The 23,831-nt window shown below is 65.9% G+C and carries 24 protein-coding genes and 4 tRNA genes; 14 read left to right on the top strand and 14 right to left on the bottom strand.

Features of this window, described 5'->3' with window-relative positions; translation table 11 throughout:
- The 3 genes from phnN to phnF form a co-directional block, all read right to left on the bottom strand.
- Positions 1-436, bottom strand: a 436-nt coding sequence (gene phnN / locus NK214_RS16655; RefSeq protein ID WP_253315025.1) for a phosphonate metabolism protein/1,5-bisphosphokinase (PRPP-forming) PhnN, incomplete at its 3' end; no start/stop codon positions are given.
- Positions 426-1,118: a DUF1045 domain-containing protein gene (locus tag NK214_RS16650; RefSeq protein WP_253315024.1), complete on the bottom strand. Its 693-nt coding sequence runs from the start codon at positions 1,116-1,118 to the stop codon at positions 426-428. The genes phnN and NK214_RS16650, both read right to left, overlap by 11 nt.
- Positions 1,118-1,840: a phosphonate metabolism transcriptional regulator PhnF gene (gene phnF / locus NK214_RS16645; RefSeq protein ID WP_253315023.1), complete on the bottom strand. Its 723-nt coding sequence runs from the start codon at positions 1,838-1,840 to the stop codon at positions 1,118-1,120. The genes NK214_RS16650 and phnF overlap by 1 nt, the downstream gene beginning before the upstream one ends.
- A gap of 168 nt (positions 1,841-2,008) precedes the next feature.
- On the opposite strand from phnF, the gene phnG reads away from it, so the two are divergent.
- From phnG to NK214_RS16610, 7 genes are read left to right on the top strand one after another with little or no spacing between them, the layout of a single operon-like run.
- Positions 2,009-2,449 carry a phosphonate C-P lyase system protein PhnG gene (phnG, locus tag NK214_RS16640; protein WP_253315022.1) on the top strand — a complete coding sequence of 147 codons (441 nt, stop codon included), beginning with the start codon at positions 2,009-2,011 and terminating at the stop codon, positions 2,447-2,449.
- A gap of 1 nt (position 2,450) precedes the next feature.
- Positions 2,451-3,032, top strand: coding sequence for a phosphonate C-P lyase system protein PhnH (gene phnH, locus NK214_RS16635; protein ID WP_253315021.1), 582 nt, complete (start codon positions 2,451-2,453; stop codon positions 3,030-3,032).
- A 1-nt stretch (position 3,033) separates the two neighbouring features.
- Entirely contained in the window at positions 3,034-4,119 is a 1,086-nt protein-coding gene (locus tag NK214_RS16630) for a carbon-phosphorus lyase complex subunit PhnI (RefSeq protein WP_253315020.1), read from the top strand.
- Entirely contained in the window at positions 4,116-4,973 is an 858-nt protein-coding gene (locus NK214_RS16625) for an alpha-D-ribose 1-methylphosphonate 5-phosphate C-P-lyase PhnJ (RefSeq protein WP_107799826.1), read from the top strand. The genes NK214_RS16630 and NK214_RS16625 overlap by 4 nt, the downstream gene beginning before the upstream one ends.
- On the top strand, positions 4,970-5,743 hold the full coding sequence (gene phnK / locus NK214_RS16620; RefSeq protein WP_253315019.1) for a phosphonate C-P lyase system protein PhnK: 774 nt from the start codon (positions 4,970-4,972) through the stop codon (positions 5,741-5,743). The genes NK214_RS16625 and phnK overlap by 4 nt, the downstream gene beginning before the upstream one ends.
- A 4-nt stretch (positions 5,744-5,747) precedes the next feature.
- A complete protein-coding gene (phnL, locus tag NK214_RS16615) occupies positions 5,748-6,455 on the top strand; it encodes a phosphonate C-P lyase system protein PhnL (RefSeq protein WP_227104137.1) in 708 nt (235 codons plus the stop codon).
- Positions 6,452-7,600, top strand: coding sequence for an alpha-D-ribose 1-methylphosphonate 5-triphosphate diphosphatase (locus NK214_RS16610; protein WP_253315018.1), 1,149 nt, complete (start codon positions 6,452-6,454; stop codon positions 7,598-7,600). Before phnL ends, NK214_RS16610 begins: the two co-directional genes overlap by 4 nt.
- A 143-nt stretch (positions 7,601-7,743) precedes the next feature.
- On the opposite strand, the gene NK214_RS16605 is transcribed toward NK214_RS16610, so the two are convergent.
- Entirely contained in the window at positions 7,744-7,890 is a 147-nt protein-coding gene (locus NK214_RS16605; protein ID WP_157222177.1) for a hypothetical protein, read from the bottom strand.
- Between the two features lie 45 nt (positions 7,891-7,935).
- A complete protein-coding gene (locus NK214_RS16600) occupies positions 7,936-8,202 on the bottom strand; it encodes a hypothetical protein (RefSeq protein ID WP_146176662.1) in 267 nt (88 codons plus the stop codon).
- A gap of 331 nt (positions 8,203-8,533) precedes the next feature.
- Here NK214_RS16600 and NK214_RS16595 point away from each other — a divergent pair, with 331 nt between their 5' ends.
- From NK214_RS16595 to NK214_RS16585, 3 genes are all read left to right on the top strand, one after another.
- Positions 8,534-8,758: a hypothetical protein gene (locus NK214_RS16595; RefSeq protein ID WP_107799831.1), complete on the top strand. Its 225-nt coding sequence runs from the start codon at positions 8,534-8,536 to the stop codon at positions 8,756-8,758.
- 660 nt (positions 8,759-9,418) lie between these two features.
- A complete protein-coding gene (locus NK214_RS16590) occupies positions 9,419-10,117 on the top strand; it encodes a hypothetical protein (RefSeq protein WP_227104141.1) in 699 nt (232 codons plus the stop codon).
- The gene (locus tag NK214_RS16585; protein WP_107799833.1) at positions 10,093-10,560 is read left to right on the top strand and encodes a hypothetical protein; all 468 of its coding nucleotides are present in this window, start codon (positions 10,093-10,095) and stop codon (positions 10,558-10,560) included. The genes NK214_RS16590 and NK214_RS16585 overlap by 25 nt, the downstream gene beginning before the upstream one ends.
- Before the next feature lie 206 nt (positions 10,561-10,766).
- Here NK214_RS16585 and NK214_RS16580 read toward each other — a convergent pair whose 3' ends face one another.
- From NK214_RS16580 to NK214_RS16560, 5 genes are all read right to left on the bottom strand, one after another.
- Complete coding sequence (locus tag NK214_RS16580) at positions 10,767-12,395, bottom strand: lactate permease LctP family transporter (RefSeq protein ID WP_235089745.1); 1,629 nt, start codon at positions 12,393-12,395, stop codon at positions 10,767-10,769.
- A gap of 162 nt (positions 12,396-12,557) precedes the next feature.
- Positions 12,558-15,383 carry an FAD-binding and (Fe-S)-binding domain-containing protein gene (locus tag NK214_RS16575; protein WP_253315017.1) on the bottom strand — a complete coding sequence of 942 codons (2,826 nt, stop codon included), beginning with the start codon at positions 15,381-15,383 and terminating at the stop codon, positions 12,558-12,560.
- Entirely contained in the window at positions 15,380-16,843 is a 1,464-nt protein-coding gene (locus tag NK214_RS16570; RefSeq protein WP_107799835.1) for a LutB/LldF family L-lactate oxidation iron-sulfur protein, read from the bottom strand. The genes NK214_RS16575 and NK214_RS16570 overlap by 4 nt, the downstream gene beginning before the upstream one ends.
- Positions 16,840-17,547 (bottom strand): lactate utilization protein, encoded by a 708-nt coding sequence (locus tag NK214_RS16565; RefSeq protein WP_253315016.1) that lies wholly within the window; start codon positions 17,545-17,547, stop codon positions 16,840-16,842. Before NK214_RS16565 ends, NK214_RS16570 begins: the two co-directional genes overlap by 4 nt.
- On the bottom strand, positions 17,544-18,284 hold the full coding sequence (locus NK214_RS16560) for a (Fe-S)-binding protein (RefSeq protein WP_227104149.1): 741 nt from the start codon (positions 18,282-18,284) through the stop codon (positions 17,544-17,546). Before NK214_RS16560 ends, NK214_RS16565 begins: the two co-directional genes overlap by 4 nt.
- A 163-nt stretch (positions 18,285-18,447) precedes the next feature.
- Between NK214_RS16560 and NK214_RS16555 the strand changes: the two genes are divergently transcribed.
- The gene (locus tag NK214_RS16555) at positions 18,448-19,212 is read left to right on the top strand and encodes an FCD domain-containing protein (protein ID WP_235087612.1); all 765 of its coding nucleotides are present in this window, start codon (positions 18,448-18,450) and stop codon (positions 19,210-19,212) included.
- A 171-nt stretch (positions 19,213-19,383) separates the two neighbouring features.
- Here the strand turns inward: NK214_RS16555 and NK214_RS16550 are convergent, their stop codons facing one another.
- A complete protein-coding gene (locus tag NK214_RS16550; RefSeq protein ID WP_107799839.1) occupies positions 19,384-19,728 on the bottom strand; it encodes an H-NS family nucleoid-associated regulatory protein in 345 nt (114 codons plus the stop codon).
- A gap of 417 nt (positions 19,729-20,145) precedes the next feature.
- On the opposite strand from NK214_RS16550, the gene NK214_RS16545 reads away from it, so the two are divergent.
- The 3 genes from NK214_RS16545 (at position 20,146) to NK214_RS16535 (ending at position 20,388) form a co-directional block, all read left to right on the top strand.
- Positions 20,146-20,221 (top strand) — tRNA-Ala (locus NK214_RS16545).
- A 7-nt stretch (positions 20,222-20,228) separates the two neighbouring features.
- Positions 20,229-20,304 (top strand) — tRNA-Glu (locus NK214_RS16540).
- Positions 20,305-20,312: 8 nt separating this feature from the next.
- Positions 20,313-20,388: transfer RNA gene (locus tag NK214_RS16535), tRNA-Ala, on the top strand.
- A gap of 54 nt (positions 20,389-20,442) precedes the next feature.
- On the opposite strand, the gene NK214_RS16530 is transcribed toward NK214_RS16535, so the two are convergent.
- The 3 genes from NK214_RS16530 to NK214_RS16520 form a co-directional block, all read right to left on the bottom strand.
- Positions 20,443-22,050, bottom strand: a complete 1,608-nt coding sequence (locus tag NK214_RS16530; RefSeq protein WP_253315015.1) for a diguanylate cyclase domain-containing protein — start codon at positions 22,048-22,050, stop codon at positions 20,443-20,445.
- Positions 22,047-23,489 (bottom strand): PAS domain S-box protein, encoded by a 1,443-nt coding sequence (locus NK214_RS16525; RefSeq protein ID WP_253315014.1) that lies wholly within the window; start codon positions 23,487-23,489, stop codon positions 22,047-22,049. Before NK214_RS16525 ends, NK214_RS16530 begins: the two co-directional genes overlap by 4 nt.
- Before the next feature lie 253 nt (positions 23,490-23,742).
- Positions 23,743-23,818: transfer RNA gene (locus NK214_RS16520), tRNA-Asn, on the bottom strand.
- Positions 23,819-23,831 lie beyond the last annotated feature (13 nt).

Here is a 23,831-nt window from a genome sequence, read left to right as displayed (position 1 = left end):
CACCATCACGATGTCCTCGTCCTTCACCTCTGCCGGCCAGCCGCGCCGCCAGCGCCGCCGGGCTGGCGACGACCCACACCGGCCGCAGGCCGGGAAAACGCCGCGCCGCCAGCGGCAGCGCCGAGCGCGAGCCGTTGACCACCACGTCCAGCCCCTGTTCCAGCCACAGCGCCACCTCCATGCCCAGGCCATAGGCCAGACCATGCCGCCGCCAGCTCAGGGCGAAGCAGCCGCTGCGCTCGCGCTGTTCAAACTCTTCCCGGCTCAAGGCCACGTGGTTCTCGCCGCCGGCGTCGGCCGGCCGGGTGATGTAGCGGTGGGCGAACACCAGCCGGCCGGAGGCCGGCAGCCGCGCCCGCGCATAAGCCAGCAGGCTGTCCTTGCCGGCGCCGGACGGGCCGATCACATACCACAGCGCGCCGGACTCAGGCTTCATAGCGCGCCACCTGACCGTCAAAGCCGCAATGCGCGAGGTAGCGGAAAGCCTCGCCCGCCGCCGGCTCGACAAACACCGCCACGCCGTCCACCCGCGCGCGGGTGAAAGCGGAGAAATGCCGGCGCGCCGCCTGTTCCAGCGCCCGCCCCGTCGCGCTGTCCAGCCTCAGCCGGCCGCTCAGCGTCAGGTGAAAACGGTAGTGTTCGAACACATAGGGATAGCCCCAGCGCAAGCTTAGCTGCTCCTGGCGCGGGTCCAGGCCGGCGCGCGTTTTCCGCGGCGATTCGCGATCGGCCAAGGGCTCCAGTTCCACCACGCAGGCGGCGGCCAGCTCGGCCAGTTCCGGCGGCGGCGCCGGCGGCCGCAGCGCCAGAAAATCCGCCAGCCAGGCCACCTCCAGCGCCAGTTCGAAGGGCTGAAAACGGCGAGCCAAGGCCGCGGTCCGCGCCAGCAGCGCCGCCTCTTCCGCGCCGGCGCGCAAGGCGAACGGCGCTTTCAGCGTGGCGTGCCATCCGTAACGGGCCGGCGCCGCGGTCAGCTCCGCCCAGACTTCGGCGTCCAGGCCCGGCGCGTGCGGCGGCAATACTTGCAGGCCGCTGTGCGCGTCCTGGCCCAGCCAGCCGCTGCCGGCGCGCCAGAAGGCGCTGTCCGGCCGCGGCGCGTAATACAGCGCGTAACGCATCAGGCCTCCTCCATCACCAGTTGCACCAGATCGCCGTTGAAACAGGTGATCCCGTATTGCACCGGCCGCCCCTGCGGGTCCACGTTCAAGGACTTCACATGCAGCACCGGCCGGTTCTTGGGCAGCCCCAGATAGTCCACCGTCTCGCTGTCCGGCAGCCGCGCGCTGACGCGGGTGAAGCGCCGGGTGTAATCGTTTACGCCGAAATGCGCCAGCGCGCGCGTCACCGAGCGCTCGCGCCGGTAAATCTCCGGCAGGCCGGGAAAGCGCGCCGCCGGAAAGAACAAGATCGCCCAGTCCACCACCCGCAACGCCACCCGGCTCAGGGTCTTGATCCGCAGCAGCGGCTCGCCCACCGCCACTTGCAGCAAATCGGCCAGTTCGGCGTTGGCCGGCACCGTGTCGCTGGCCAGGACGTCGATGTCCGAGTTCAGGTTCTGGCTGGCCATGTTCTGGGAAAAACGGGTGCGCTTGCTGATCGCGTAGTCGATCGCATTGTCCTGGACGAAGGTGCCGCGCCCCTGTTCCACCCGCAACAGGCCGCGCTCCACCAGCGTGGCCACCGCGCGCCGTATGGTGTGGCGGTTGACGCGAAAGCGCTGGGCCAGTTGCAGCTCGGTGGCCAATTGCTCGCCGGCGCGGATCGCGCCGCTGGCGATCTCCTCCGCCAGGCTGTTTTCTATCTGCCGCCAGACGGCGACCCCGGAACCGCGTTCAATCATCGTTCACGCCCTCTCGTTCCCATGGCGGCCAAGGTCTAGCCCCGCCACCCAATCGTCACAAAACCTTCATCGCCGCATGCTGTTTGCGCCTTATCGCCGGCCATTATCATGGATACGTCTATACGTTTATATGAATTTTTGTTGAAACCGCACAGGGGAATACCCGATATGGAAACCTCGACCCGACAAGACTGGCTCAGCGTGCTGGCCCACACCCCGCCGCCGCGGCTGCGCCGGCTGCTGGGCCCGCAATTGCCGCCGGCGCCGCAAGTGGAATGGCTGCGCCGCGCCGAAACCGGCCTTGTCATGCTGCAGGGCCGCGCCGGCGGCGGCGGCACCCGCTTCAATCTGGGCGAAGCCAGCGTCAGCCGCGCCAGTTGCCGGATCAACGGCCGCCTGGGCCACGGCTGGGCGCTGGGCAGCAACGGCGAACACGCCGAATTGATCGCCCAGGCCGACGCGCTGCTGCAAGACCCGGCGCGGCGGGACGGTTTGCTCGCGCAATGGATAACGCCCTTGCGCGCCGAACGCGCCGCGCGCCGCGAACAGGCGGCGCTCGAAGCCGCCGCCAGCAAGGTGGAATTCTTCACCCTGGTCAGGGGGGAATGAGATGAATGAAATGCGCGCCGCCTTCTCCGACCCGGTTCACGACAGTCAGCGCTGCTTCCGCGCCGCGCTGGCCGCGCTGGCCGAACCCTTGCTGCCGCAAACGCTGCCGGCTCTGCCGGCCGAGCTGCCCGGCCTGATGCCGGCCACCGCCGCCCTGCTCTATGCCCTGCTGGACCAGGACGTCAGCGTCTGGCTGCCGCCGCTGCCGGCGGACACCCTGGCCAGCCTGCGCTTCCACACCGGCCTGCGCCTGGCCGCCGCGCCGGAACAGGCCGACTTCGTGGTGCTGCCGCTGGGCGCGCCGCCGCCGCCGCTGGCCGCGCTCAAGGCCGGCGAGCCCGAATACCCGGACCGCTCCGCCACCGTGCTGCTGGAAACCGCCGGCTTCAACGCAGAACAGGTGGAAGCCGACGGCCCGGGCTTCGCCGCGCCGCGCCGTTTCGGCGTGAACGGCGCGCCGGACGGTTTCTGGCGGCAATGGCGGGACAATCACGCCCGTTTTCCGCTGGGCGTGGACATTTTTCTGATCTGCGGCGAGCGCGTGGCCGGCCTGCCGCGCAGCACCCGCGTCAAGGAGGGTTGAGATGTACGTAGCCGTCAAAGGCGGAGAAACCGCCATCGCCCGCTCCTGGGACTTGCTGGCCGCCAAGCGCCGCGGCGACGCGGCGACGCCGGAACTGAGCCTCGCCCAGATCCGCGGCCAATTGCGGCTGGCGCTGGCCAGGACGATGCAGGAAGGTTCGCTGTACGACGAGGAGCTGGCGGCGCTGGCGCTGAAACAGGCGGCCGGCGACTGCGTGGAGGCGGCCTTCCTGCTGCGCGCCTTCCGCACCACCCTGCCGCGCTTCGCCGCCAGCCGGCCGCTGGACACCGCGGCGATGCGGGTGCGCCGACGCGTGTCCGGCACCTTCAAGGACGTGCCCGGCGGCCAGGTGCTGGGCCCCACCGCCGACTACACCCAGCGGCTGCTGGACTTCGGCCTGGCCCAGGCCGGCGAGCCGCCGCTGCCGACGCTGGCGGACGCGCCGCTGCCGGAACGGCTGCCCTGCGTGCTGGACACCCTGGCCCAGGAAGGGCTGATCGAGCCGGAAACGCCGCCGCCGGGCGATCCGGAACCGGCCGACCTGACCCGCGAGCCGCTGCTGTTCCCGGCCGGCCGCGCCGCCCGGCTGCAAAACCTGGCGCGCGGCGACGAGGGCTGGCTGCTGGGCCTGGCCTACTCCACCCAGCGCGGCTACGCCGAAAGCCACCCCTTCGCCGGCGAAATCCGCATGGGCGAAGTCAGCGTGATGGTTTGCCCGGAAGAATTGGGCTTCGACGTCGACATCGGCGAAATCACCCTGACCGAATGCCAGATGATCAACCAGTTCGCCGGCAGCCGCAGCGCGCCGCCGCAATTCACCCGCGGCTACGGTCTGAGCTTCGGCGAGGCCGAACGCAAGGCGATGGCGATGGCCTTGGTGGACCGCAGCCTGCGCGCCGCCGAGCTGGGCGAAACGGCGCACGCGCCGGCGCAGCAGCCGGAGTTCGCGCTGTGCCACAGCGACAACGTCGAAGCCTCCGGCTTCGTCCAGCATCTCAAGCTGCCGCACTACGTCGACTTCCAGGCCGAGCTGTCGCTGATACGCCAGCTGCGCCGCGAACACGCCGCCAAGGAGACACAAGCATGAGCACCGCCGCGCCATGGGCGTACAACTTCGGCTTCCTCGACGAAAACACCAAGCGCATGCTGCGCCGCGCCCTGCTCAAGGCCGTGGCCGTGCCCGGCTATCAAGTGCCCTTCGGCGGCCGCGAAATGCCGCTGCCCTACGGCTGGGGCACCGGCGGCATCCAGGTGACGGCCAGCGTGATCGGCCGCGACGACGTGCTCAAGGTCATAGACCAGGGCGCGGACGACACCACCAACGCGGTCAATATCCGCCGCTTCTTCGCCCGCGTCGCCGGCGTGGCCACCACCACCCGCAGCGCCGAAGCCAGCCTGATCCAGACCCGGCACCGCATCCCGGAAACCCCGCTGCGCGCCGGCCAGGTGCTGGTGTTCCAGGTGCCGGAACCGGAACCGTTGCGCACGCTGGAAGCCAGCGAGCAGGAAACCCGCAAGCTGCACGCCCACCAGGATTACGGCCTGATGCACGTCAAGCTGTACGAGGACATCGCCCGCTACGGCCACATCGCCGCCAGCTACGACTACCCGGTGCTGGTCAACGGCCGCTACCTGGCTTCGCCCTCGCCCATCCCCAAATTCGACAACCCCAAGCTGCACCTGAGTCCGGCGCTGCTGCTGTTCGGCGCCGGCCGCGAAAAAAGGCTGTACGCGATCCCGCCGCACACCCGGGTGGAAAGCCTGGCTTTCGACGACCATCCGTTCCAGGTACAGCGCTGGGAACAGGCCTGCGCGCTGTGCGGCGCCGGCGACAGCTATCTGGACGAAATCATCACCGACGACGCCGGCGCGCGCCAATACGTCTGCTCCGACAGCGACCACTGCCGGCAGCGCCGCGACACACAGGAAAGCCCGCAATGAACCCGCCCCTACTCAGCGTCCGCGGCCTCGGCAAGGACTACGGCAACGGCAACGGCTGCTTCGGCGTCGATTTCGATCTCCACGCCGGCGAAGTGCTGTGCGTGGTCGGCGAATCCGGCTCCGGCAAATCCACGCTGCTGGCCGCGCTGGCCGGCAAGCTGGCCGCCGACGCCGGCAGCGCGCGCTTTCGCGAACGCGACGGCCGCGAGCACGAACTCACCGCCATCACCGAATCCGAGCGCCGCCGGCTGGCGCGCAGCGAATGGGGCTTCGTGTCCCAGCACGCCCGCGACGGCCTGCGCATGAACGTCTCCGCCGGCGCCAATATCGGCGAGCGGCTGATGGCGCTGGGCCAGCGCCATTACGGCCGGCTGCGCCAGACCGCCGGCGACTGGCTGGAACGGGTGGAAATCGGCCGCTCGCGGCTGGACGATCCGCCCAGCGCCTTCTCCGGCGGCATGCAGCAGCGGCTGCAGATCGCCCGCAGCCTGGCCACCCATCCGCGGCTGGTCTTCATGGACGAACCCACCGGCGGCCTGGACGTCTCGGTGCAGGCCCGCTTCCTGGACCTGACCCGAAGACTGGTGCGCGACAGCGGCATCGCCGTCATCATGGTCACCCACGACCTGGCCGTGGCCCGTCTGCTGGCGCAACGCACGCTGGTGATGCAAGGCGGCCGCGTGGTGGAAGCCGGCCTCACCGATCAAATCCTGGACGATCCGCAGCATCCGTACTCCCAGCTGCTGGTATCCTCCATCCTGCAGGCCTGAAGCCATGAAGCTATTGATAGACGCAAGGCAAGTGAGCAAGACTTTCACCCTGCACCAACAAGGCGGCCTGACGCTGCCGGTGCTCGACGAGGTCTCCCTGCAGGCCGCCGCCGGCGAATGCGTGGCGCTGGCCGGCCCTTCCGGCGCCGGCAAGAGCACGCTGCTCAAGGCGCTGTACGCCAATTACCTGGTGGAGCGCGGCAGCATACGCATCCGCCACCGCGACGCCTGGCTGGACATGGCCGCCGCCTTGCCGCACGAGATCGCAGACGCCCGCCGCCACACCCTGGGCTACGTCAGCCAGTTCCTGCGCGCCATCCCGCGGGTGCCGGCGCTGGACATCGTCGCCGAGCCGCTGCGCGAATGGGGCGTGGACGCCGACGCGGCGCGGCGCGAGGCCGGCGCTTTGCTCGCGCGGCTGAACATACCGGAACGGCTGTGGCGGCTGCCGCCGGCCACTTTTTCCGGCGGCGAACAGCAGCGGGTCAATATCGCGCGCGGCATGATAGCGCCGCGGCCCATCCTGCTGCTGGACGAGCCCACCGCCTCGCTGGACGCCGCCAACCGCGCGGTGGTGATTGAACTGATGCGCGAAGCGCTGGCGCGCGGCGCGGCGCTGGTGGGCATCTTCCACGACGAACCCACCCGCGACGCCGTCGCCGACCGCGTGTTTGAAGTCCCGCTGGCAAACAAATCGGAACACCTAGCATGAAACGGATATTGAACAATGCCCGGCTGATCCTGGCCGACGGCGTCGTCGAACGCGGCGCGCTGGAAATAGACAACGGCGTGATCGCCGCCGTCCATGCCCAAGCGCTGAGCGCCCCCCCGCCCCACAGCGAAGATCTGGACGGCGACGACCTGCTGCCCGGCCTGGTGGAAGTGCACACCGACAATCTGGAAAAACACCTGATGCCGCGCAACGGCGTGCTGTGGCCGACGCTGCCGGCCGTGGTCACCCACGACGCGCAATGCGTGGCAGCCGGCATCACCACCGTGCTGGACGCGCTGTCGGTGGGCGATCTGGAAGGCGACAGCGTGCGGCTGGACACCTTGCAAAGCGCCTTCGAGGCGATAGACGCCGGCATGTGCCGCCGCGTCTTCCGCGCCGAGCACCTGTTCCACCTGCGTTGCGAACTGGCCTATCCCACGCTGCTGGACGCGCTGTCCCCCTTGATCGGCCATCCGGCGGTGCGTCTGGTGTCGCTGATGGACCACACCCCCGGCCAGCGCCAATACCGCGACCTGGCGCAGTACAAAAAGTACTACGCCAAGAAAAACGTCAGCTGGAACGACGACACCTTCCTCGCCGCGGTGGAGCAACGCAAGCTCAAGCAAGACCGCTACGCCGAAAGCCACCGCCAGGCGGTGGTGGAACTGGCGCGCGCGCGCGGCATAGCCCTGGCCAGCCACGACGACACCGAGCTCAGCCATATCGACGAGGCGGTGCGCGACGGCGTGGCCATGTCCGAATTCCCCACCACCCTGACCGCCGCGCGCGCCGCGCGCGAACAGGGGCTGATGACGGTGATGGGCGCGCCCAACATCGTCCGCGGCGGCTCCCACTCCGGCAATGTCGCCGCCCTGGAACTGGCCGGCCACGGCCTGCTGGACATCCTGTCCTCGGACTACGTGCCGGCCAGCCTCTTGCACGCCGCCTACCTGCTGGGCCGCCAGCCGGGCTGGGACCCAAGCCGCGCCGTCGCCACCGTCACGCGCAACCCGGCCCGGGCGGTGGGATTGGCGGACCGCGGCGCCATCGCCGTCGGCCAGCGCGCGGACCTGGTCCAGGCGCGCGAGCGGGACGGCATTCCGCTGGTGCGCCAAGTGTGGAGCGCCGGCCTGCGCGTATTCTGATAAACGGCGTCCACGCCAAAAGGGCCGCGTTATCGCAACGCGGCCCCATTTCATTTCAATCCGACAATCCCCATTTCGCCCGCTCCGGCGGGGCGAGGAGAAGCCCGCGCCTGACTTTGCTGCCACAAACCAGGCGCAGGCGCTCACTCGCGCCGCAAGGGCGCATTCAAAGCCTTCTCCTTGCCAATATGCAAGAGCAGCATCAAAACGCCTATGCCCAGCGCCTTCATCCCGCACCAGAACAAAGCGATGCTAAATACGCGACAACATACAAAACCGATCAGCGACACAATTGATTTCCCAATCCAAAAATAAACGCCACTACTGACCAATAATCAAATGGAAAACGCTTCCGACTTCACCGCCCAATAAATATCCAAACGCTCCTTGCGCGTCAGATACACCTTGCCGCCCACGCCGCCGCCTTTCAGGGCGACGCTGCATATTCTCAAAGCGCGATAGAGTCCAGGCACCACCGCGCCCATGGCGGAGGTTTTTCTAATCAGGTTTTCGATATAAACCGTCAAGCTCTCCAAATCCTGCCGCCAAATCATCTCCCGCTCTTGGGCCAAGCCTTCCAATACTTTTTCATTTCCCGCCATTAACACGGCCACTGCCTCCAAAAAACATCAGCGGCCGGCTTAACCCTGTTGATACTAAATGTCTTTATCCAAACCAGTACAATTTATTATCAGCCATTAGAAATGATTATCGTTTTGGCCGCCGCCCCAGGTCCGATATCGGCCCGAACAGGGCCAACAACGGCCGCAGCAATCATTATCATTCCTTACCACCCCTGGCAAAAAGCTTAATTCTCAAGGCTTGCGCCCCCGCTCATCCAAACTGCATGCTATGATCTCCGCTCTGTTCCGTGGGCGCGAAATCCGCTTTCGACTGCCTAAATGTATTGAATAACAACACACATCATTCAGCATGCAATATAAAAACAAAGACCACGCCAACGCCGGCAATCCTTTAATGGAGCAACTCGCCAACAGCGCCAAACTCTCCGCGCTGATCCTATGTCTGGATCAGGCGCAATTGCTGAGCGAGCAACTGTTAAACGAACTTAACAGCAGAGATAAAAGAATTAATGCGATAGAGCAGGAGCTGCTGCGAGCGCAACAAGAAATCACACAGCTTAAATCCACGCATTAAGCCAAAAGCGCCGCTGGTTTTAACAAGCGGCCGCAGCCATTTGCCAGAGCCGTCAATTCCACTCAGTCCTCAATAGCAAGCGACAGGCCATCTTATTGGCGGCTCCCTTATCCCGGTTTTTCATGCGCGCTTCGCGCCGGACTCGCCTCGGCGGGCGTTTCGGCTCCGTTCCGGCGCCGGCGCGCTGTAATCGCGTCGCTACAATTCCGTAGTCATCGCCGGCCGCTCCGGCCTTTCGCCAAATCCATGGTTTTCGTTGCGGGCCGGCCACGCCGAATACGCCGGATTCCCCGACGCCGCCATCCCGGCGGCAATGCCCTACAGGCCTGAGTTCCAGCGGACTTCGCCGTCCGTTCGCGCATGCGGTCCGCGCGGCGAACGCGGCCATCCTCTTGAAAAGAAGCGGATTCTGTTGGAAAATATTTGACGTCAAATCAAGAGCGCGCCCGGCGCTCTTGTCATTTCCGCTTACCTTTCGGCTCCCCCGCAACATCACTTGGCAAGGCCAGCTTGGCAGTTGGGTATTGCTACCTATAATCGATTTAGAGCAAATTACCTATGGGGTAATTTAAAATATCGCCGAACCCGTCCTGGCCGTAATATCAAATGCCGCAAGGCGTTTCCAATACCGGCCGCGGCGTGGGAAGAAAGATTATAAAAATGAGATTCCATATTGAAGACAAAGTCGTCTTCGACCCTGACGAGGGCAGCCTGCTGCCCGGGGATCAAGACAAGATCATCCTGAAATACAATGAAGCGCTGCTGCTCAAGCTCTTGCTCTCCGGACTGTTCGAAAAAAACGAGCTGATTGAAAACGTATGGGGGAAAACCATCGTCACCGACTCCAGCTACCACAAGCTGGTATTCGATCTGCGCGCGCAGCTTGAGAAAAGCGGGCTGGATCCCAAGATCATCAAGACCATTCCGAGGCGCGGCTGCCAATTCGTCGGCGCCTTCGCCACGCTGGAGCCGCGGGAGGACGCCGACGGCGCCCTGCCCGCGCCGGAAAGCCTCCCGCCCGCGGCCGGAGCCGCGCCGGCGCCCAAGCGGCGCATGGCGCGCTGGCGGCTGCCGGTCCGTGTCGATCGCCGCCAGGCGCTGGCCCTGCTGGCCATCACCGCCGCGGGTCTGCTCTTGGGCTGGCACGCCTCTTGGTGGATTCCGCAAATGAACATTCATAAAATGCGCGACGGCGCGCGCAGCCTGTTCGTGGTGGGCAATGTCTACCGCGACGCGCCCAAGCTGCCGGAAAGCGGCGGCGACGCCTTCTACATCAAGAGCGGCAAATGCACGGCGAGTTATCTGTGCGACAAGAAATACGGGAGCGATCTCAATTGCAAAAACAAAATCGTGTTCTGATCGCTCTCGGACTGTTTCTGATCGCGCTCTATCTGGGCTATGCCGGCCACAACTACATCATGGACAGCCGCACCATCTGCACCGCCCGCATCTCCGAACTCAAATTCCCGCGCAATAGCGGCGAGACGGCGATCACCAGCGGCTTCATCGATCTGGACATGAAGAACGAGACCATCCACTTCTTCCTGCATTCGCCCACCGGCGACTACATCAACCGCCTGCTGCAGTTCAACACCAGCTACGGCTGGAACGGCGAGGCCAACGCGGTCACCATCGTCAAAAAGACCAAGTCGCCGTCCGAGTACGGCAGCCTGGCCAGCGAATACCATATCTTCGACATCGGCACCCGCCACCTGATCAATATGGTGCCGGTCACCAACCATGTCACCCAGGTCAATTTCGACTCGATCAGCTTCTTCTGCGAAAACCAGGAAATCCTGTGAGTCCGGCCCGGCGCGTCCACGCCGCCGGGCCTTGAGCCGGGTTCTCAGAACCTGTTTACGATCTCCGAGCCTGTTCAAAGTCTCGCGAGCAAGAGCGAGACAAGGCGAAAACGAGCGAAAAAGCGGAATGTACACGTGGTACATGAGCATTTTGAGCTTGTTTTTAACGCCGTATCGCTGAAGCGCAGCAGACATTGAACAGGTTCTCAGAAATACGCCATCGCGTAAGTCATCGCCCCCACCAGGCTGCAAAAGATCAGGCTGTGCTTGAGGGTGAAGCGGAACAGGTCCGCCTCCTTGCCCACCAGCCCCACCGCCGCGCAGGCCACGGCGATGGACTGCGGCGAAATCATCTTGCCGGTCACGCCGCCGGTGGTGTTGGCCGCCACCAGCAGAATGTCCGACACGCCCAGTTGATGCGCGGTGGACGCCTGCAAGGCCGAGAACAAGGCATTGGACGAGGTGTCGGAACCGGTCAGGAACACGCCCAGCCAGCCCAGGAAGGGCGAGAAAAAGGGAAAGGCCTTGCCGGTATTGGCCAGGCACAAGGCCAGCGTGCTGGACATGCCGGAATAATTGGCGACGAAAGCGAAGGCCAGCACCATGCCGATGGACAGGATGGGCCGCTTCAGTTCGGCCAGGGTCTCGCCGAAGGCGGCGGCGGCCTGCGCCGGCCGGAAGCGCAGCAACACGATGGACAGCAAGGCCGCGACGAAAATGGCGGTGCCCACGGCGGACAGCAGGTCCAGCTTGTACAGCGCCTCGTAAGGCTTGTCCGCGGCCACGATGGGCGCGGTCTTGATCACCAGATTGTCCAGATACGGCACATGGAACTTCAGCACCCAGTGCTCCAGCGCGCCGCCCTTGGCGAACAAGGCCTTGAACGGTTTCAGGCTCCACAGCGTCACCAGCGCGGTCAGGATCAGGAACGGCCCCCAGGCGCGGGCGATCCGGCCCAGGCCGAAGCCGGAAGGCCGGCGCGGGCTGGGCGCGCGGCGGCCGGCGAAAGTGAAGATCTCGCGCGGCTGCCACACTTTCAGGAACAGCGTCAGACACACCAGGCTGACCAGGGCCGAAGTGATGTCCGGCAGTTCCGGCCCGATGTAGTTGGAGGTGAAATACTGAGTGACGGCGAAGGAGCCGCCGGCCACCAGCACCGCCGGCCAGGTTTGGCGCACGCCTTTGAGGCCGTCCATCATCATCACCAGCCAGAACGGCACCAGCACCGACAGAAACGGCAGTTGATGTCCGGCCTTGGCGCCGATGGCGAAAGGGTCCAGCCCGGTGACCTGACCGGCGACGATGATGGGGATGCCCATGGCGCCGAAAGCCACCGGCGCGGTATTGGCGATCAGGCACAGGCCGGCCGCGTACAGCGGATTGAAGCCCAGGCCCACCAGCAGCGCGGCGGTGATGGCCACCGGCGCGCCGAAGCCGGCGGCGCCCTCCAGGAAGGCGCCGAAGGAGAAGCCCACCAGCAGCATCTGCAGCCGTTGATCCTCGGTCACCGACAACACCGAGGCGCGGATGATGTCGAACTGTCCGGTCTTGACGGTGATCTTGTACAGGAACACCGCGGCGATGATGATCCAGGCGATGGGCCACAGGCCGTAGGCGAAGCCGAAACCGGCGGCAGCCAGCGCCATGTCCGCCGGCATGCCGTAGAACAACGTGGCCACCAGCAGCGCCAGCAGCACGGTCAGGCTGCCGGCAACATGGCCCTTGAGCCGGAACACCGCCAGCGCCAGGAAAAAGAAAATAATCGGCAAGGCCGCCATCAGCGCCGACAGCGCCATGCCGCCGGACGGAAAGTAGTTTTGGGTCCAGATCATGATGTCTCCTCTGTAGTCTCTCCTTCTTCTTGCGCGCACAAACATCCGCGCGGCGGCGGGCTAGCCGCGGCCGTGTGGACGGAATGCGTTCAGGGAAGGATGTTTACGGGCGTTTCAACTCGGAGCCGGCCATCCTCCCGGACGGCGGCGCCATCAATACGGCCTTCATAGCGGGCCGCTTCCAGGGGTGGTGCAAAAATCCAGCAGCGCCTCGACGCTGCGGTATTCAAAGCCGGCGTGCTCGCTCAGGCCGATCTGACAAGTGCGGCTCATCGACACGCCGTGGCGGCAGCCCTGGGGCAAGGCCGGCGGCAGCCGTCGCAAGCTGTGCGCGTTCAGCTCCGGCACGGTGAAGCCCTTGTCGCCGGCGAAGCCGCAGCAGGCGATGTCCGGCACCGTCAGCCGCTCGGCGCAGCGGCCGGCCAGCCGCGTGAGCGCGTCCGCCGCGCCCATCTCGGCGGCGCTGCAGGGGATGTGCAGCGCCAGTTGCGCCAGCTTGCGCGTCACCGCCAGCCGCGGCGCGACGAAGGCGTCCAGGAAACGGGCCGCGTCGAACAGACGCAAGCGCGCGTCCAGCCGGCCTTGGCGCTGGGCGGACAGGATGCGCGCCGCGCACGGCCCGTTGTCCAGGTAAACCGGATGACGGCCGTCTTCGCTGGCGGCCAGCAAGGCCAGGTTCAGCGCGTTCTGACTGATGTCCAGCGCCTCCACCGCATTGGCCGAGGCGAAGGGCTGGCCGCAGCACAGGCCATCCTGGCCAGCCGGATAGCGAGGGCTGAAACCGGCGCGACGCAGCAAGGCCAGCGTGGGCGCGGCGGCGTTGCCGCCGGCGGCGTCCGCGGCCAGCGCGCGGTTGACGCAGCTGAGGAAGAGCACCACCGGCTCGCCGTCGCCGCCGGCGGCGGGCAGACGGCCGGCCGGCCGCGGCAGATGCGCGGGCAGCAAGGGAATCACCTTGTGGCGGCGACGCAGCCTCAAGCTGATGCGGTGCAGCCGCTCCGGCCCGAATAGATGCGCCAGCGCCAGGCCGGCGCGGACGGCGGACGCGGCGACGCCGATGTGGCGGGCGGCGAAGCGCGCGGCGCGCGGCCGCGGCGACGGGCCTTGCAAGCGCTTCATCAGATCGCCGGTATTGATGTCCACCGGACAGCGCGTCGCGCACATGCCGGTGGCGGCGCAGGTGTCGATGGCGCGGTAGCGGAAATCGGCGCGCAGCGCGGCCAGCTCTTCCGCCGCGCCGCCGTCGCGGCTCAGTTGCTGGATGCGGCGCCAGGCGACGATGCGCTGGCGCGGGCTCAGCGTCAGCCCGTGCGACGGGCAGGCCGCCTCGCAAAAGCCGCATTCGATGCAGCGGTCGACGATGGGATCGGCCGCCGGCAAGGGCTTGAGGTTTTCCAGGTGCAGCCGCTCGTTGTCAGTGATGATCACGCCGGGATTGAGCAGGCCGTCCGGGTCGAACAAGGCCTTGATGCGGCGCATGATGTTCCAGGCGGCGTCGCCCCACTCCTGGCGCACAAAGGGCGCGACATTGCGGCCGGTGCCGTGCTCGGCCTTCAGCGAGCCGTCGTATTCGCCGGCCACCAGCGCGCTGACGTCCTGCATGAAGGCGTCGTAACGCGCCACCTCCCGCTCGCTGTCGAAGCTGGGCGCGAACACGAAATGCAGATTGCCGTCCAGCGCATGGCCGAACAACAAGGCCTCGTCATAGCCGTGGCGGTCGAACAAGGCCGTCAGCCTGGCCACGCCGTCGGCCAGCTGCGGAATTGGGAAAGCCACGTCCTCGATCACCACGGTGCTGCCCAGCGGCCGCACCGCGCCCACCGCTGGAAACAGGCCCTTGCGCAAGGCCCAATAGCTGTCGCAGACCGCGGCCTCGCGGCTGAAGCCGCTGGACAGGCGCGGCGCAAAACCGGCCAGCAGTTGGTCTATCGCCGCGCAATGGCGCTCCAGCTCCGCCTCGGAACCGGCCCGCGCCTCGATCAGCAAACAGGCCTCCTCCGGACCGAACGGCCGCGCCAGGAAATCCGGCAGCCCCGGCTTGCCGTGCAAGGCGCGCAGGCTGCGGCTGTCTATCAGCTCCACCGCCGCCACGCCGTGGGCGTTTGCGGCCGCGCTCAGCGCCGACACCGCGCGGCAGCACGGCTCCAGCGCGTCGAACAGCAACAAGGCCGAGGCCTTGTGCGGATGCTCGACCACGCTGTGGAAGGTGATCTCGCTGATGAAGCCCAGCGTGCCCTCGGAACCGATCAGCACATGGCTGAGCATGTCCACCGGGTCGTCGAAATCCAGCAAGGCGTTGATGCCGTAACCGGTGGTGTTCTTCAACCGGTATTTGCGGCGCACCCGCTCGGCCAGCGCCGCGTCGGCGCGCAGTTCGGCCGCCAGGCCGGACAAGCCGGCCAGCAGCGCGGCGTGGGACTGGCGGAAAGCCGCCACGCTGGCGGCGTCGCCGGTGTCCAGCGCGGCGCCGTCCAGCAGCAGCAGGCGCATCGCCGCCAGCGTGTGATAGCTGTTGTCGCGGGTGCCGCAGCACATGCCGCTGGAGTTGTTGGCGGCGATGCCGCCGATCTTGGCGCTATTGATCGACGCCGGGTCCGGGCCGATCTTGCGGCCGTAAGGCGCCAGCAGGGCGTTGGCGTGGCTGCCTATCATCGCCGGCCCCAGCCGGACGCGCGCGCCGTCGTCCAAGACCTGGCCATGGTTGAAGCCATCGCCCAGCAAGACCAGCACCGAATCGCTGACCGCCTGGCCGGACAAGCTGGTGCCGGCGGCGCGGAAGGTCAGCGCCACCCGGTGGCGGCGCGCCAGCGCCAGGATGGCCGCCACTTCCGCCTCGCTGTCGACGCGGGCGACGATTTGCGGCCGCAGCCGGTAAAAGCTGGCGTCGGTGCCGTAAGCCAATGTGGACAGCGGGTCGGTGTAGATGCGCGCCGCCGGCATCGCCGCCAGCAAATCCTGATGGAAAGCCTGATGCGCCGGACTCATGCTCATGGCCGCTCCCCGGCGGCGCGGCGCGCTTCGCGTTCGCGCACCAGCTCGTGCAGGGTCTTGGGCGCCGGCGTCAGCGGCGCGTGGTTCTGGGTCCAGCCCAACTGGCCGCCAAGCGCGAGCTTGCGCAGCCGGGTGGCGCCCCAGCCGAACCAGCGGTACAGCCGCGGCGAGGCGTGGACCTGGCGCCAGCCCTTCCAGGCCAGCCGCTCCGCCGCGCTGGCCGCCGCGCCCTGGCCGCGCAGCGGATGGCTGACCGCCTCCCCGGCCGGACGCTGGCTTTCCTCGCGCAGCCGCATCAGCATCTCGGGGATGGGGATCTTCACCGGGCAGACCTCGCCGCAAGCGCCGCACAGGCTGGAGGCGGTGGGCAGATCGCGGGTGTTTTCCAGGCCCAGCAGATGCGGCGAAATGATCTCGCCTATCGGCCCCGGATAGGTGGTGCCGTAAGCGTGGCCGCCGATGCGGGCGTAGACCGGGCAATGATTCATGCAGGCGCCGCAGCGTATGCATTGCAGGGTCTTGCGCAATTGCGCGTCGGCGTAGGCCTGGCTGCGGCCGTTGTCCAGCAGCACCAGATGCACTTCGCGCGGACCGTCTTTTTCGCCGGCGCGGCGCGGGCCGCTGATCATATTGAAATAAGTGGTGATGGGCTGGCCGATGGCGGAGCGGGTCAGCAGGCTGTACAAGGGCGGCACGTCGGCCAGCTTCTCCACCACTTTCTCGATGCCGGTGATGGCGATGTGCAGGTCCGGCACCGTGGTGCACATGCGGCCGTTGCCCTCGTTCTCCACCAGGCACAGCGTGCCGGTTTCCGCCACCGCGAAGTTGACGCCGGACAGGCCGACGTCGGCATCCAGATAGAGCCGGCGCAGCGCGCCGCGGCCTATCTGTATCAACTCGTCCACGTCCTCGGTGTAGGGCGTGCCCGGCAGCTTGTCGTGGAATAGCCGCGCGATGTCGGCCTTGGTCTTGTGTATCGCCGGCATGATGATGTGGGTGGGCTTTTCGCCGGCCAGCTGCACGATGTACTCGCCCATATCGCTTTCCACCGCGGCGACGCCGCGCGCTTCCAGATAATGGTTGAGTTCGATTTCCTCGCTGACCATGGACTTGCCCTTGACCATCAGCCGGCCGGCGCGCGCCGCCACCAGGCCGTGGATGATGCGATTGGCCTCGTCAGCGGTCTCGGCCCAATGCACTTGCACGCCGTTGGCGCTCAGCCGCGCCTCCAACTGCTCCAGCAAGTCCGGCAGCCGCGACAGGCAACGCTGGCGGATGGCTTCTCCCAGCGCGCGCAAGGCGTCCAGTTCCGCCGGATCGTCGAAGGCCGACAAACGCTTGGCCATCAGAAAATCCATCGCCCCGCGCAGGCTGTGGCGCAGTTCGCCGTCGGCCAATGCCGCGCGCGCCTGCTGCTTGAATTGGCGCGAGGGATAAAGCTCGATCTTGTGCTCGCTCATGGTCGGGCCTCCTCCGCCTGCTCCAGCTGCGCCGGATCGATGTGCTCGGGCAGCTGCGCCAGCACCAGCAGTTCACGCGGACCGTGCGCGCCGTAGGCCAGCGTCAGCTGGATGTCGGCGGTCTTGGACGGGCCGGAAATCAGCAAGGCGTTGGTAGGCATGCCGTCCTGCCAGTTTTCGCAACGCATCGCGCTGTAGAAGTCCGGATAGAGCGTGGCGGTGTCGAACAGGACGATGTGCAGCGGCGGCACCAGGCTCATGGTGCGCGGCTCCTGCGCGTCCGGCCACAGCACCAGGGTGCCGGTGGCGGCGATGCCGCAGCGCGCCGCGGTGAACGCGGCCTCGATCTCGAACAGCTCGGCCTTCCAGTCGTCGACGGCGCGGTCGAAGAAACGCAGCGCCGGCGGCGTCGGCAAGCCTTGCAGCACCGCCTCGGCGCGGCGGCCGTGCGCGGTGTCGGACAGCAGCAAGGAGGCCGGCCGCCGCTGCGCAATCCACACCGCCAGCCGCGTGTGCCAGTCGTCGGCGCGCACCCATAGCACCTCGGTCTTCACCGCCCGCATCGCCCGCGCCCAGCCGCGCAAGGCGTCCAGGCTGTGCTGCGGCGGCGCGAAGTGCCGGAAATGCGCGTCCAACTCCGGCCGCGGCCGTTCCTCGCGCGGCGCGGCGCGCAGCTTGGCCAGAATGGCGTCGCGGGCGCTCATGCCTTGCCTCCCACGCGCTCCAGCAGAAAGCTGGCCAGATGCCGGCCCCGAAACGCCCTGCCCTCCTTGGCCAGCTTGCCGTTGATATTGAGCAGACAGCCGCCGTCCGCGGTGATGAACTCCACCGCGCCGCTGTCCCGCAGCGCGGCGGCCTTGTCCGTCACCATCGCCCCGGCGATGTCAGGATGCTTGATCGAAAAAGTGCCGCCGAAACCGCAGCACTCGGATTCATGGTCGTGCACCACCCGTTCCACATTGGCCAGCCGCTCCAGCAAGGCCCAAGAGGACAGATGCACATTCATTTCACGGCGGGCGGAACAGGAGGTATGCACTGCCACCTTCACCTTGGGGCCCTGATCTTGCGGCCGCCAGTCCAGATGGTTGAGCAGAAAATCGCTGAACTCCACCACCCGAGCGGCCGCCGCGCAGGCGCGCGCCTCGTCCGGCTGGCCGGCGAACAGCTTGGGCCAATGGTGCTTGATCATGCCGCCGCAGGAGCCGGACGGTACCACGATGGGCCAATCCTCGGCAAAACAGTCCAGCTGCGCCCGCGCCACCGCCAGCGCTTCCGCCGGATGGCCGCTGGTATAGGCCGGCTGGCCGCAGCAGCTCTGTTGCTGTGGAAAGTGCACTCGCAAGCCCAGGCCTTCCAGCAAGGCGATGGCGTCCACGCCGGCCTGCGGCAAAAACAGGTCCAGCAGACAGGTGCCGAACAGATACACGTTGGCAGGCTTCATCCGGTTTCCTTTGTAAATTGGTAAGACCAATTATTTTTATTAAAACAACTCTAGAGTGATTGCTTGAGTCCGTCAATATGACGACGCGGATTCCCGCACCGGCTGTGGTAAGCTGCACTCACTCTGGTCTGACCAATTTTTCCGAACCGACAAGCCCGGTGCCATGGCCTATCCCAAACTGAACATCCCCAAACTCTCCGACGTCATCGTCGAACAACTGGAAAAGCGCATTCTGGACGGCGTGCTCAAACCGGGAGACCGCCTGCCGCCGGAACGGCAGCTGGCCGAGGAGTTCGGCGTGTCCCGGCCCTCGCTGCGCGAGGCGATCCAGCAACTGGCGTCGCGCGGCCTGCTCAGCAGCCGCCAGGGCGGCGGCACCTGGGTGACGGACCGGCTGGAGACCGCGTTTTCCGACCCCTGGGAAAAGCTGCTGAACCAGCATCAGGACTTGCACGGTGACTTATTGGAATTCAGGCGGGTGCTGGAAGGCGCGGCGGCACGCAGCGCGGCCAACCGCGCCACGCCGGCCGACCTACAGCGTCTGGAACATTGCGTGAACCAATTGCAGAACGCCTACGACGGCGGAGATCTGGCCCAACAGGCGCAGGCCGACGTGCGCTTTCACCAGGCGGTGGCCGAGGCCTCGCACAATGTCTTGTTCGCCCATCTGAGCGGCAGCCTGCTGGCCATGCTGCATCGGCACGTCAAGGACAATATCGCCGATTTGTTCGCGGTGGGAGAAGTGGCGGACGCGCTGCGCGCGCAGCATCTGGCCATCTGGGAAGCTATCCGCGACAAACAGCCGGACGCCGCGCAGCAAGCGGTGGAACAACATCTGGACTTTGTCGCCACCACGCTGCAAAGCAGGCAGCGGCAAGCGGAGCGCGATGCGCGGGCGCGCATGCGCCTGGAACATCAGGACCCTTGAAGCGCGCCTGAGCCGGCCGCCGCGGCGCCAGCATCCATTCAAGGTCTCACGGGCCAGCGCGAGACAAAATGAAAACAGCGGAAGAAGCGGAACGCGCTCGCGGCGCACGAGCATTTCGAAGCGGTGCTCGCCATGCCAGGTTTCACGAGGCGCGGCAGATGGTGAATGCTGCTAGACCTGCCCCAATCTCTTCTGACTCTTGATCACAAAGCGCTCGCGGTCCTCTCCCCTGGCCTCCGCCTCCACCAGCCACACCGGCGGCCTGCCGCGGCCGGACCAGGTCTGGTGCGGCATCGCCGGGTTCTGATATTTGGGCGTCACGCCGTTTTTGGCGTAGAGCTTGGGCAGAATCAGGCCGTAAGCCATGGCCAGCCGCTCAATTTCTTCTATCCCTTTCTGCTGACGCAACTGAACGCGGTCCGTCAGGGTGTTCAGCAGGAAAACCGCGGCTTCTTTCAAAGCCTGGTCCGAGGAGGAGTCCAGCAAGTCCTCGTTGATCAACTGTTTTTTATTCATGCACGCCTCCTAAGCTTTGCCGGACTGTCGCGTCCCTTCCCACCCCGGCCAATCCGCGCCCGGCATTCTCATGTCTATGCCATCCATCTTTAGCCATCGATTTGAGCCAGGCTTTAACCTTGTCCGGCATTAACTCTTTGCGCTAATGCCGGACGTGAATTGTTTTTCCGCGGATATTCTATCCCCGCCACCCCAATGGCTTGGAATAGGAATAAACTGATTTTTCCCAGAAAATCACGGCTTTGCGTCCAGCGGCGTCAAAAGCCGCCGCCGCCGCCCCTTAAACCCTCTTTCTCACCCGGCGTCCGCCAAGGGAAATATTTTGAGAAAAGCCTTGCGCGGCCTGAAAAGCCTAGGTATAGTTCGCTTCCTGTCGAGACCGACCGGGCGAAAGCCGGGAAGGACGAAACACTCCGTGGGGGTATAGCTCAGCTGGGAGAGCGCTTGCATGGCATGCAAGAGGTCAGCGGTTCGATCCCGCTTATCTCCACCACAATTCAGTCCCCATCGTCTAGAGGCCTAGGACATCGCCCTTTCACGGCGGTAACCGGGGTTCGAATCCCCGTGGGGACGCCAGCAATACCGGGGGTATAGCTCAGCTGGGAGAGCGCTTGCATGGCATGCAAGAGGTCAGCGGTTCGATCCCGCTTATCTCCACCAAATATAAAAGCCGAAATCTCGCGATTTCGGCTTTTATTCTTTCCCGCGCGGATTTTATTCCGCCGCCATCCTGAATTCGTTCTTACCCGCCCTCTTGGCCTGGTACATCGCCCGGTCGGCCGCATGCAGCAAACCGCCCAGATCGCCGCCGTTTTCCGGAAAGAACGCCACCCCGATGCTGGCCGACACCGCGCACTCGTCGTCACCCAAAGCCACCGGCTGCGCCAACACCGTCAAGAGCCGACCCACCATCACGCTGCAGGACTCTCCGCGATCCAAGCCCGGCGCCACCACCAGAAATTCGTCTCCGCCCAGGCGCACCACCAAATCCTCGCCGCGCACATGCTGACGCAGACGCTCGGCCATCGCCACCAGCAGCGCGTCGCCCGCCTCGTGCCCCCAGCCGTCGTTCACCGCCTTGAAACCGTCCAGATCGATGAACAAGAGCGCGATGCGTTCATTGCGGCGCTTGGCCCTGGCAATCTCCTTATCCAGTTCCACCTGCAGAAAATGGCGATTGCCCAAGCCGGTCAGTTGATCATGGTAGGCCAGGAAATGAATATGCGCTTCCGCCGCGCGTATCGCCGAAATATCGGAGATGGCCAGCACGTAATGACTGACCGCCCCCTCCCCGTCCCGCACCACCGACGCATGCTGCCAGCAAGGAAAGGTTTCACCCCGGCGGCGACACACCACCTCGCCCTGCCAGAAATGCCGCTCTCCCTCCAGCCGACGGTAAAAACTCTCGCCATGCGGCTCCACGTGCAGGCAATCGTCCGGATCGCTACCCAACGATTCTTCCGCGCTCAAGCCCGTCAATCGGTAAAAGGACTCGTTCGCCGACACGATGCAACGCCGATGATCCAATACCAGAATCCCCTCCGCGCTGGCCTGAAACACCACGCTGGCTTGCCGCAGGCTGGCCTCGCTCAAATGCGCGTCGGTCACGTCTCGCGCCACCCCCACCCAACGCGCCGGCTCGCCCTGCGCGGCGAAATTGCGCCCGCACAGCTCAAGCCAGCGCTCCGCGCCCTCCGCGTCCAGCTTCACTGTTTTCTGCAAGACCCGCTCGGACTCCAAGATCCGCGTCAACTCGGCGGCGTCGGCCTCAGCCATGCCGAGCAAACCGGGCAACCCGTCCTCGGCGACGGCGAACGGAAACGCGTCCAGAAACTCCTGCTCCCACACCATCTCGCCGCGCCGGCCGCCCCATTCCCACACCCCCAGCCGGGCCGCCTCCACCGCCATGCGCAAGCGACGGCGCTGACGCTGCTCCTCCACCTCCGCCCTGCGCCGCGCCAGCCCCATGCGCACCGAGGCGTTCAGCTCCCGCAACTGATACGGCTTGAGCAGATAGCCGTAGGGCGCGCTGCCTTCCGCGTTGCGCAGCATATCGTCCTCGGCGTAGGCGGTCAGGAAGATGGACGGGATTTGGAAACGCTCGCGTATCACGCGCGCCGCCTCGGTGCCCGGCACGTCGCCGTCCAGATGAATGTCCATCAACACCAGATCCGGCCGATCCGCCCCCGCCCGCCGCACCGCGTCGTCCGCATTGGCGCAGACGCCGAGAACCCGGTAACCCAAAGACTCCAGACTGGTCTGCAAGTCCAGCGCCACCACCCCTTCGTCTTCCACGATCAACAAACCGTTGTCCATATTCATTCCGCGCTCTCCGGCTCATCGCTGAACGCGATCTCCACGCAGGCCCCGCCCGCCTCAGGCCGCAGCAAGCGAGCCTCCCCCTTCAACTGACCCACCAAGGTGGGAATCAGGCGAAACCCCAAGGAACTGACCTCGCCCAGCTTCACCGACTCCGGAATGCCGACGCCGTCGTCCGACACCAGAATCCGGCAACGCCCGCCGTCCTCCCGTTCCAGCGCCACCTCCACCGTGCCGCGCCGATCGGGAAACGCATGCTTGAGCGCATTGGTCACCAACTCGTTCACCAGCAAGCCGCAGGGAATCGCCCGCTGCATGCCCAGATACACCGCGGCGCCCATGCCGCGGCAGCGCAAGCGCACCCCGACGTCCGACACGCTGCCGCTGAGCAACTGAGTCAGCCGCTCCAGGTAAACCCCCACGTGAATCCGGGAAAAGTCGCCGTGCTCGTACAAGAGCTGATGGATCAGCGCCATCGCGCGCACATGATTCTGACACTCGGTCAGCACCGCCACCGCCTCCGGCGGCGCCGAGCGCGTTTGCAGATTGAGCAGACTGGAAATGACTTGCAGATTGTTTTTGACCCGGTGGTGCACCTCGTTGAGCAAGGCGGTCTTTTCCTTCAAGGCCAGCTCCAGACTGGCCTGCGCCGCCTTGCGCGCGCTGATGTCGGTAATGGTGGCCAGCACTTGCAACTCCCCGCCGTCGCGCACCGGCGTCAGGCCGATTTCGGCCGGGAACTCGCCGCCGTCGCGCCGCACCCCGAAGATTTCCTGCTGGCGCGCCATCTCCCGCGCCTCCGGGCGGCGCATATAATTTTCGATCAGCCGCCCATGGCCGTCGCGGAAGCGCTCCGGCACCAGGCCGGAAATCATCAGACCCTCCATGCCGACGCCCAGATAATCGAACATCACCTCCGCCCGATGATTCGCCATCCGGATGCGCCCGCTCTGGTCTATCATCACCAAGCCGTCCAGCGCGGAATCCACCACCATGCGCAAGCGGGCCTCGCCCTCGCCGCGCAGACGCTCGGCCCGCCGCTCCGCCGCCACGTCCCTGACCACCGCCAACACCCCCGCCACCTCGTCCGCCGAGGCGCAATACGGCAGATAGCTGATCTGCCACTCCCTGAGCGCGCCCTTGCCGCCGGCACCCACCTTGGAATTGACGCAAACATCCAGCACCGGCTCGCCGCTCTCCATCACCTGCCGCATCAGCGATTCCAGATATTCGCCGATCTGCGGCAGCGTTTCCGCCACGCCGCGCCCCAGATGGGCCGAATGCGGCAGGCCGTTGGCCTCCGCCAGACGTTGGTTGAGCAATCGATAACGCATCTGGCCGTCAATCAGCGCCAGTCCCACCGGAACCGCCTCCAGCACATCGGACAACACCTGTTCGGCGCAATCCAAGGCGCTGCTTTCGCCCTTCAGGGATCCAGCCACCCGGCCTCCTCACGCCGCCCCCAACTCACCGCGCCGCGCAGCCGGAAACGGCCGCGCTCAAGCGCGCGCAAACGAGGCGGTCAAGTTGTCACCAGCTTGTGTTATATGACGTATGGAATGGGAAGCAAACTGTTAAAATTGCTTAGCGCAATCAATTGGGACAGGCGCGCCAGGGCGCCGAGAACTCGACGGGAAGCCGCGACGAACGCGCGGAAACGCAAAAAGGCCACGCGATGCGTGGCCTTTTGAATTCTGGCTCCCCGAGCAGGGCTCGAACCTGCGACCTGCGGATTAACAGTCCGTCGCTCTACCAACTGAGCTATCAGGGAACATCTCTTGCGA

The sequence above is a fragment of the Chromobacterium sp. S0633 genome (genome assembly GCF_024158805.1).
Classification (GTDB): Bacteria; Pseudomonadota; Gammaproteobacteria; order Burkholderiales; family Chromobacteriaceae; genus Chromobacterium.
Note: the sequence above shows the minus strand (reverse complement) of the source record. Positions and strands in the feature narration are given on the sequence as shown.

Excerpts from the sequence above, each read along its gene's own strand:
- NK214_RS16650 (WP_253315024.1), bottom strand. The coding sequence starts at position 1,118 with ATGCGTTACGCGCTGTATTACGCGCCGCGGCCGGACAGCGCCTTCTGG.
- phnF (WP_253315023.1), bottom strand. The coding sequence starts at position 1,840 with ATGATTGAACGCGGTTCCGGGGTCGCCGTCTGGCGGCAGATAGAAAAC.
- phnG (WP_253315022.1), top strand. The coding sequence starts at position 2,009 with ATGGAAACCTCGACCCGACAAGACTGGCTCAGCGTGCTGGCCCACACC.
- phnH (WP_253315021.1), top strand. The coding sequence starts at position 2,451 with ATGAATGAAATGCGCGCCGCCTTCTCCGACCCGGTTCACGACAGTCAG.
- NK214_RS16630 (WP_253315020.1), top strand. The coding sequence starts at position 3,034 with ATGTACGTAGCCGTCAAAGGCGGAGAAACCGCCATCGCCCGCTCCTGG.
- NK214_RS16625 (WP_107799826.1), top strand. The coding sequence starts at position 4,116 with ATGAGCACCGCCGCGCCATGGGCGTACAACTTCGGCTTCCTCGACGAA.
- phnK (WP_253315019.1), top strand. The coding sequence starts at position 4,970 with ATGAACCCGCCCCTACTCAGCGTCCGCGGCCTCGGCAAGGACTACGGC.
- phnL (WP_227104137.1), top strand. The coding sequence starts at position 5,748 with ATGAAGCTATTGATAGACGCAAGGCAAGTGAGCAAGACTTTCACCCTG.
- NK214_RS16610 (WP_253315018.1), top strand. The coding sequence starts at position 6,452 with ATGAAACGGATATTGAACAATGCCCGGCTGATCCTGGCCGACGGCGTC.
- NK214_RS16600 (WP_146176662.1), bottom strand. The coding sequence starts at position 8,202 with ATGGCGGGAAATGAAAAAGTATTGGAAGGCTTGGCCCAAGAGCGGGAG.
- NK214_RS16595 (WP_107799831.1), top strand. The coding sequence starts at position 8,534 with ATGCAATATAAAAACAAAGACCACGCCAACGCCGGCAATCCTTTAATG.
- NK214_RS16590 (WP_227104141.1), top strand. The coding sequence starts at position 9,419 with ATGAGATTCCATATTGAAGACAAAGTCGTCTTCGACCCTGACGAGGGC.
- NK214_RS16575 (WP_253315017.1), bottom strand. The coding sequence starts at position 15,383 with ATGAGCATGAGTCCGGCGCATCAGGCTTTCCATCAGGATTTGCTGGCG.
- NK214_RS16570 (WP_107799835.1), bottom strand. The coding sequence starts at position 16,843 with ATGAGCGAGCACAAGATCGAGCTTTATCCCTCGCGCCAATTCAAGCAG.
- NK214_RS16565 (WP_253315016.1), bottom strand. The coding sequence starts at position 17,547 with ATGAGCGCCCGCGACGCCATTCTGGCCAAGCTGCGCGCCGCGCCGCGC.
- NK214_RS16560 (WP_227104149.1), bottom strand. The coding sequence starts at position 18,284 with ATGAAGCCTGCCAACGTGTATCTGTTCGGCACCTGTCTGCTGGACCTG.
- NK214_RS16555 (WP_235087612.1), top strand. The coding sequence starts at position 18,448 with ATGGCCTATCCCAAACTGAACATCCCCAAACTCTCCGACGTCATCGTC.
- NK214_RS16550 (WP_107799839.1), bottom strand. The coding sequence starts at position 19,728 with ATGAATAAAAAACAGTTGATCAACGAGGACTTGCTGGACTCCTCCTCG.
- NK214_RS16530 (WP_253315015.1), bottom strand. The coding sequence starts at position 22,050 with ATGAATATGGACAACGGTTTGTTGATCGTGGAAGACGAAGGGGTGGTG.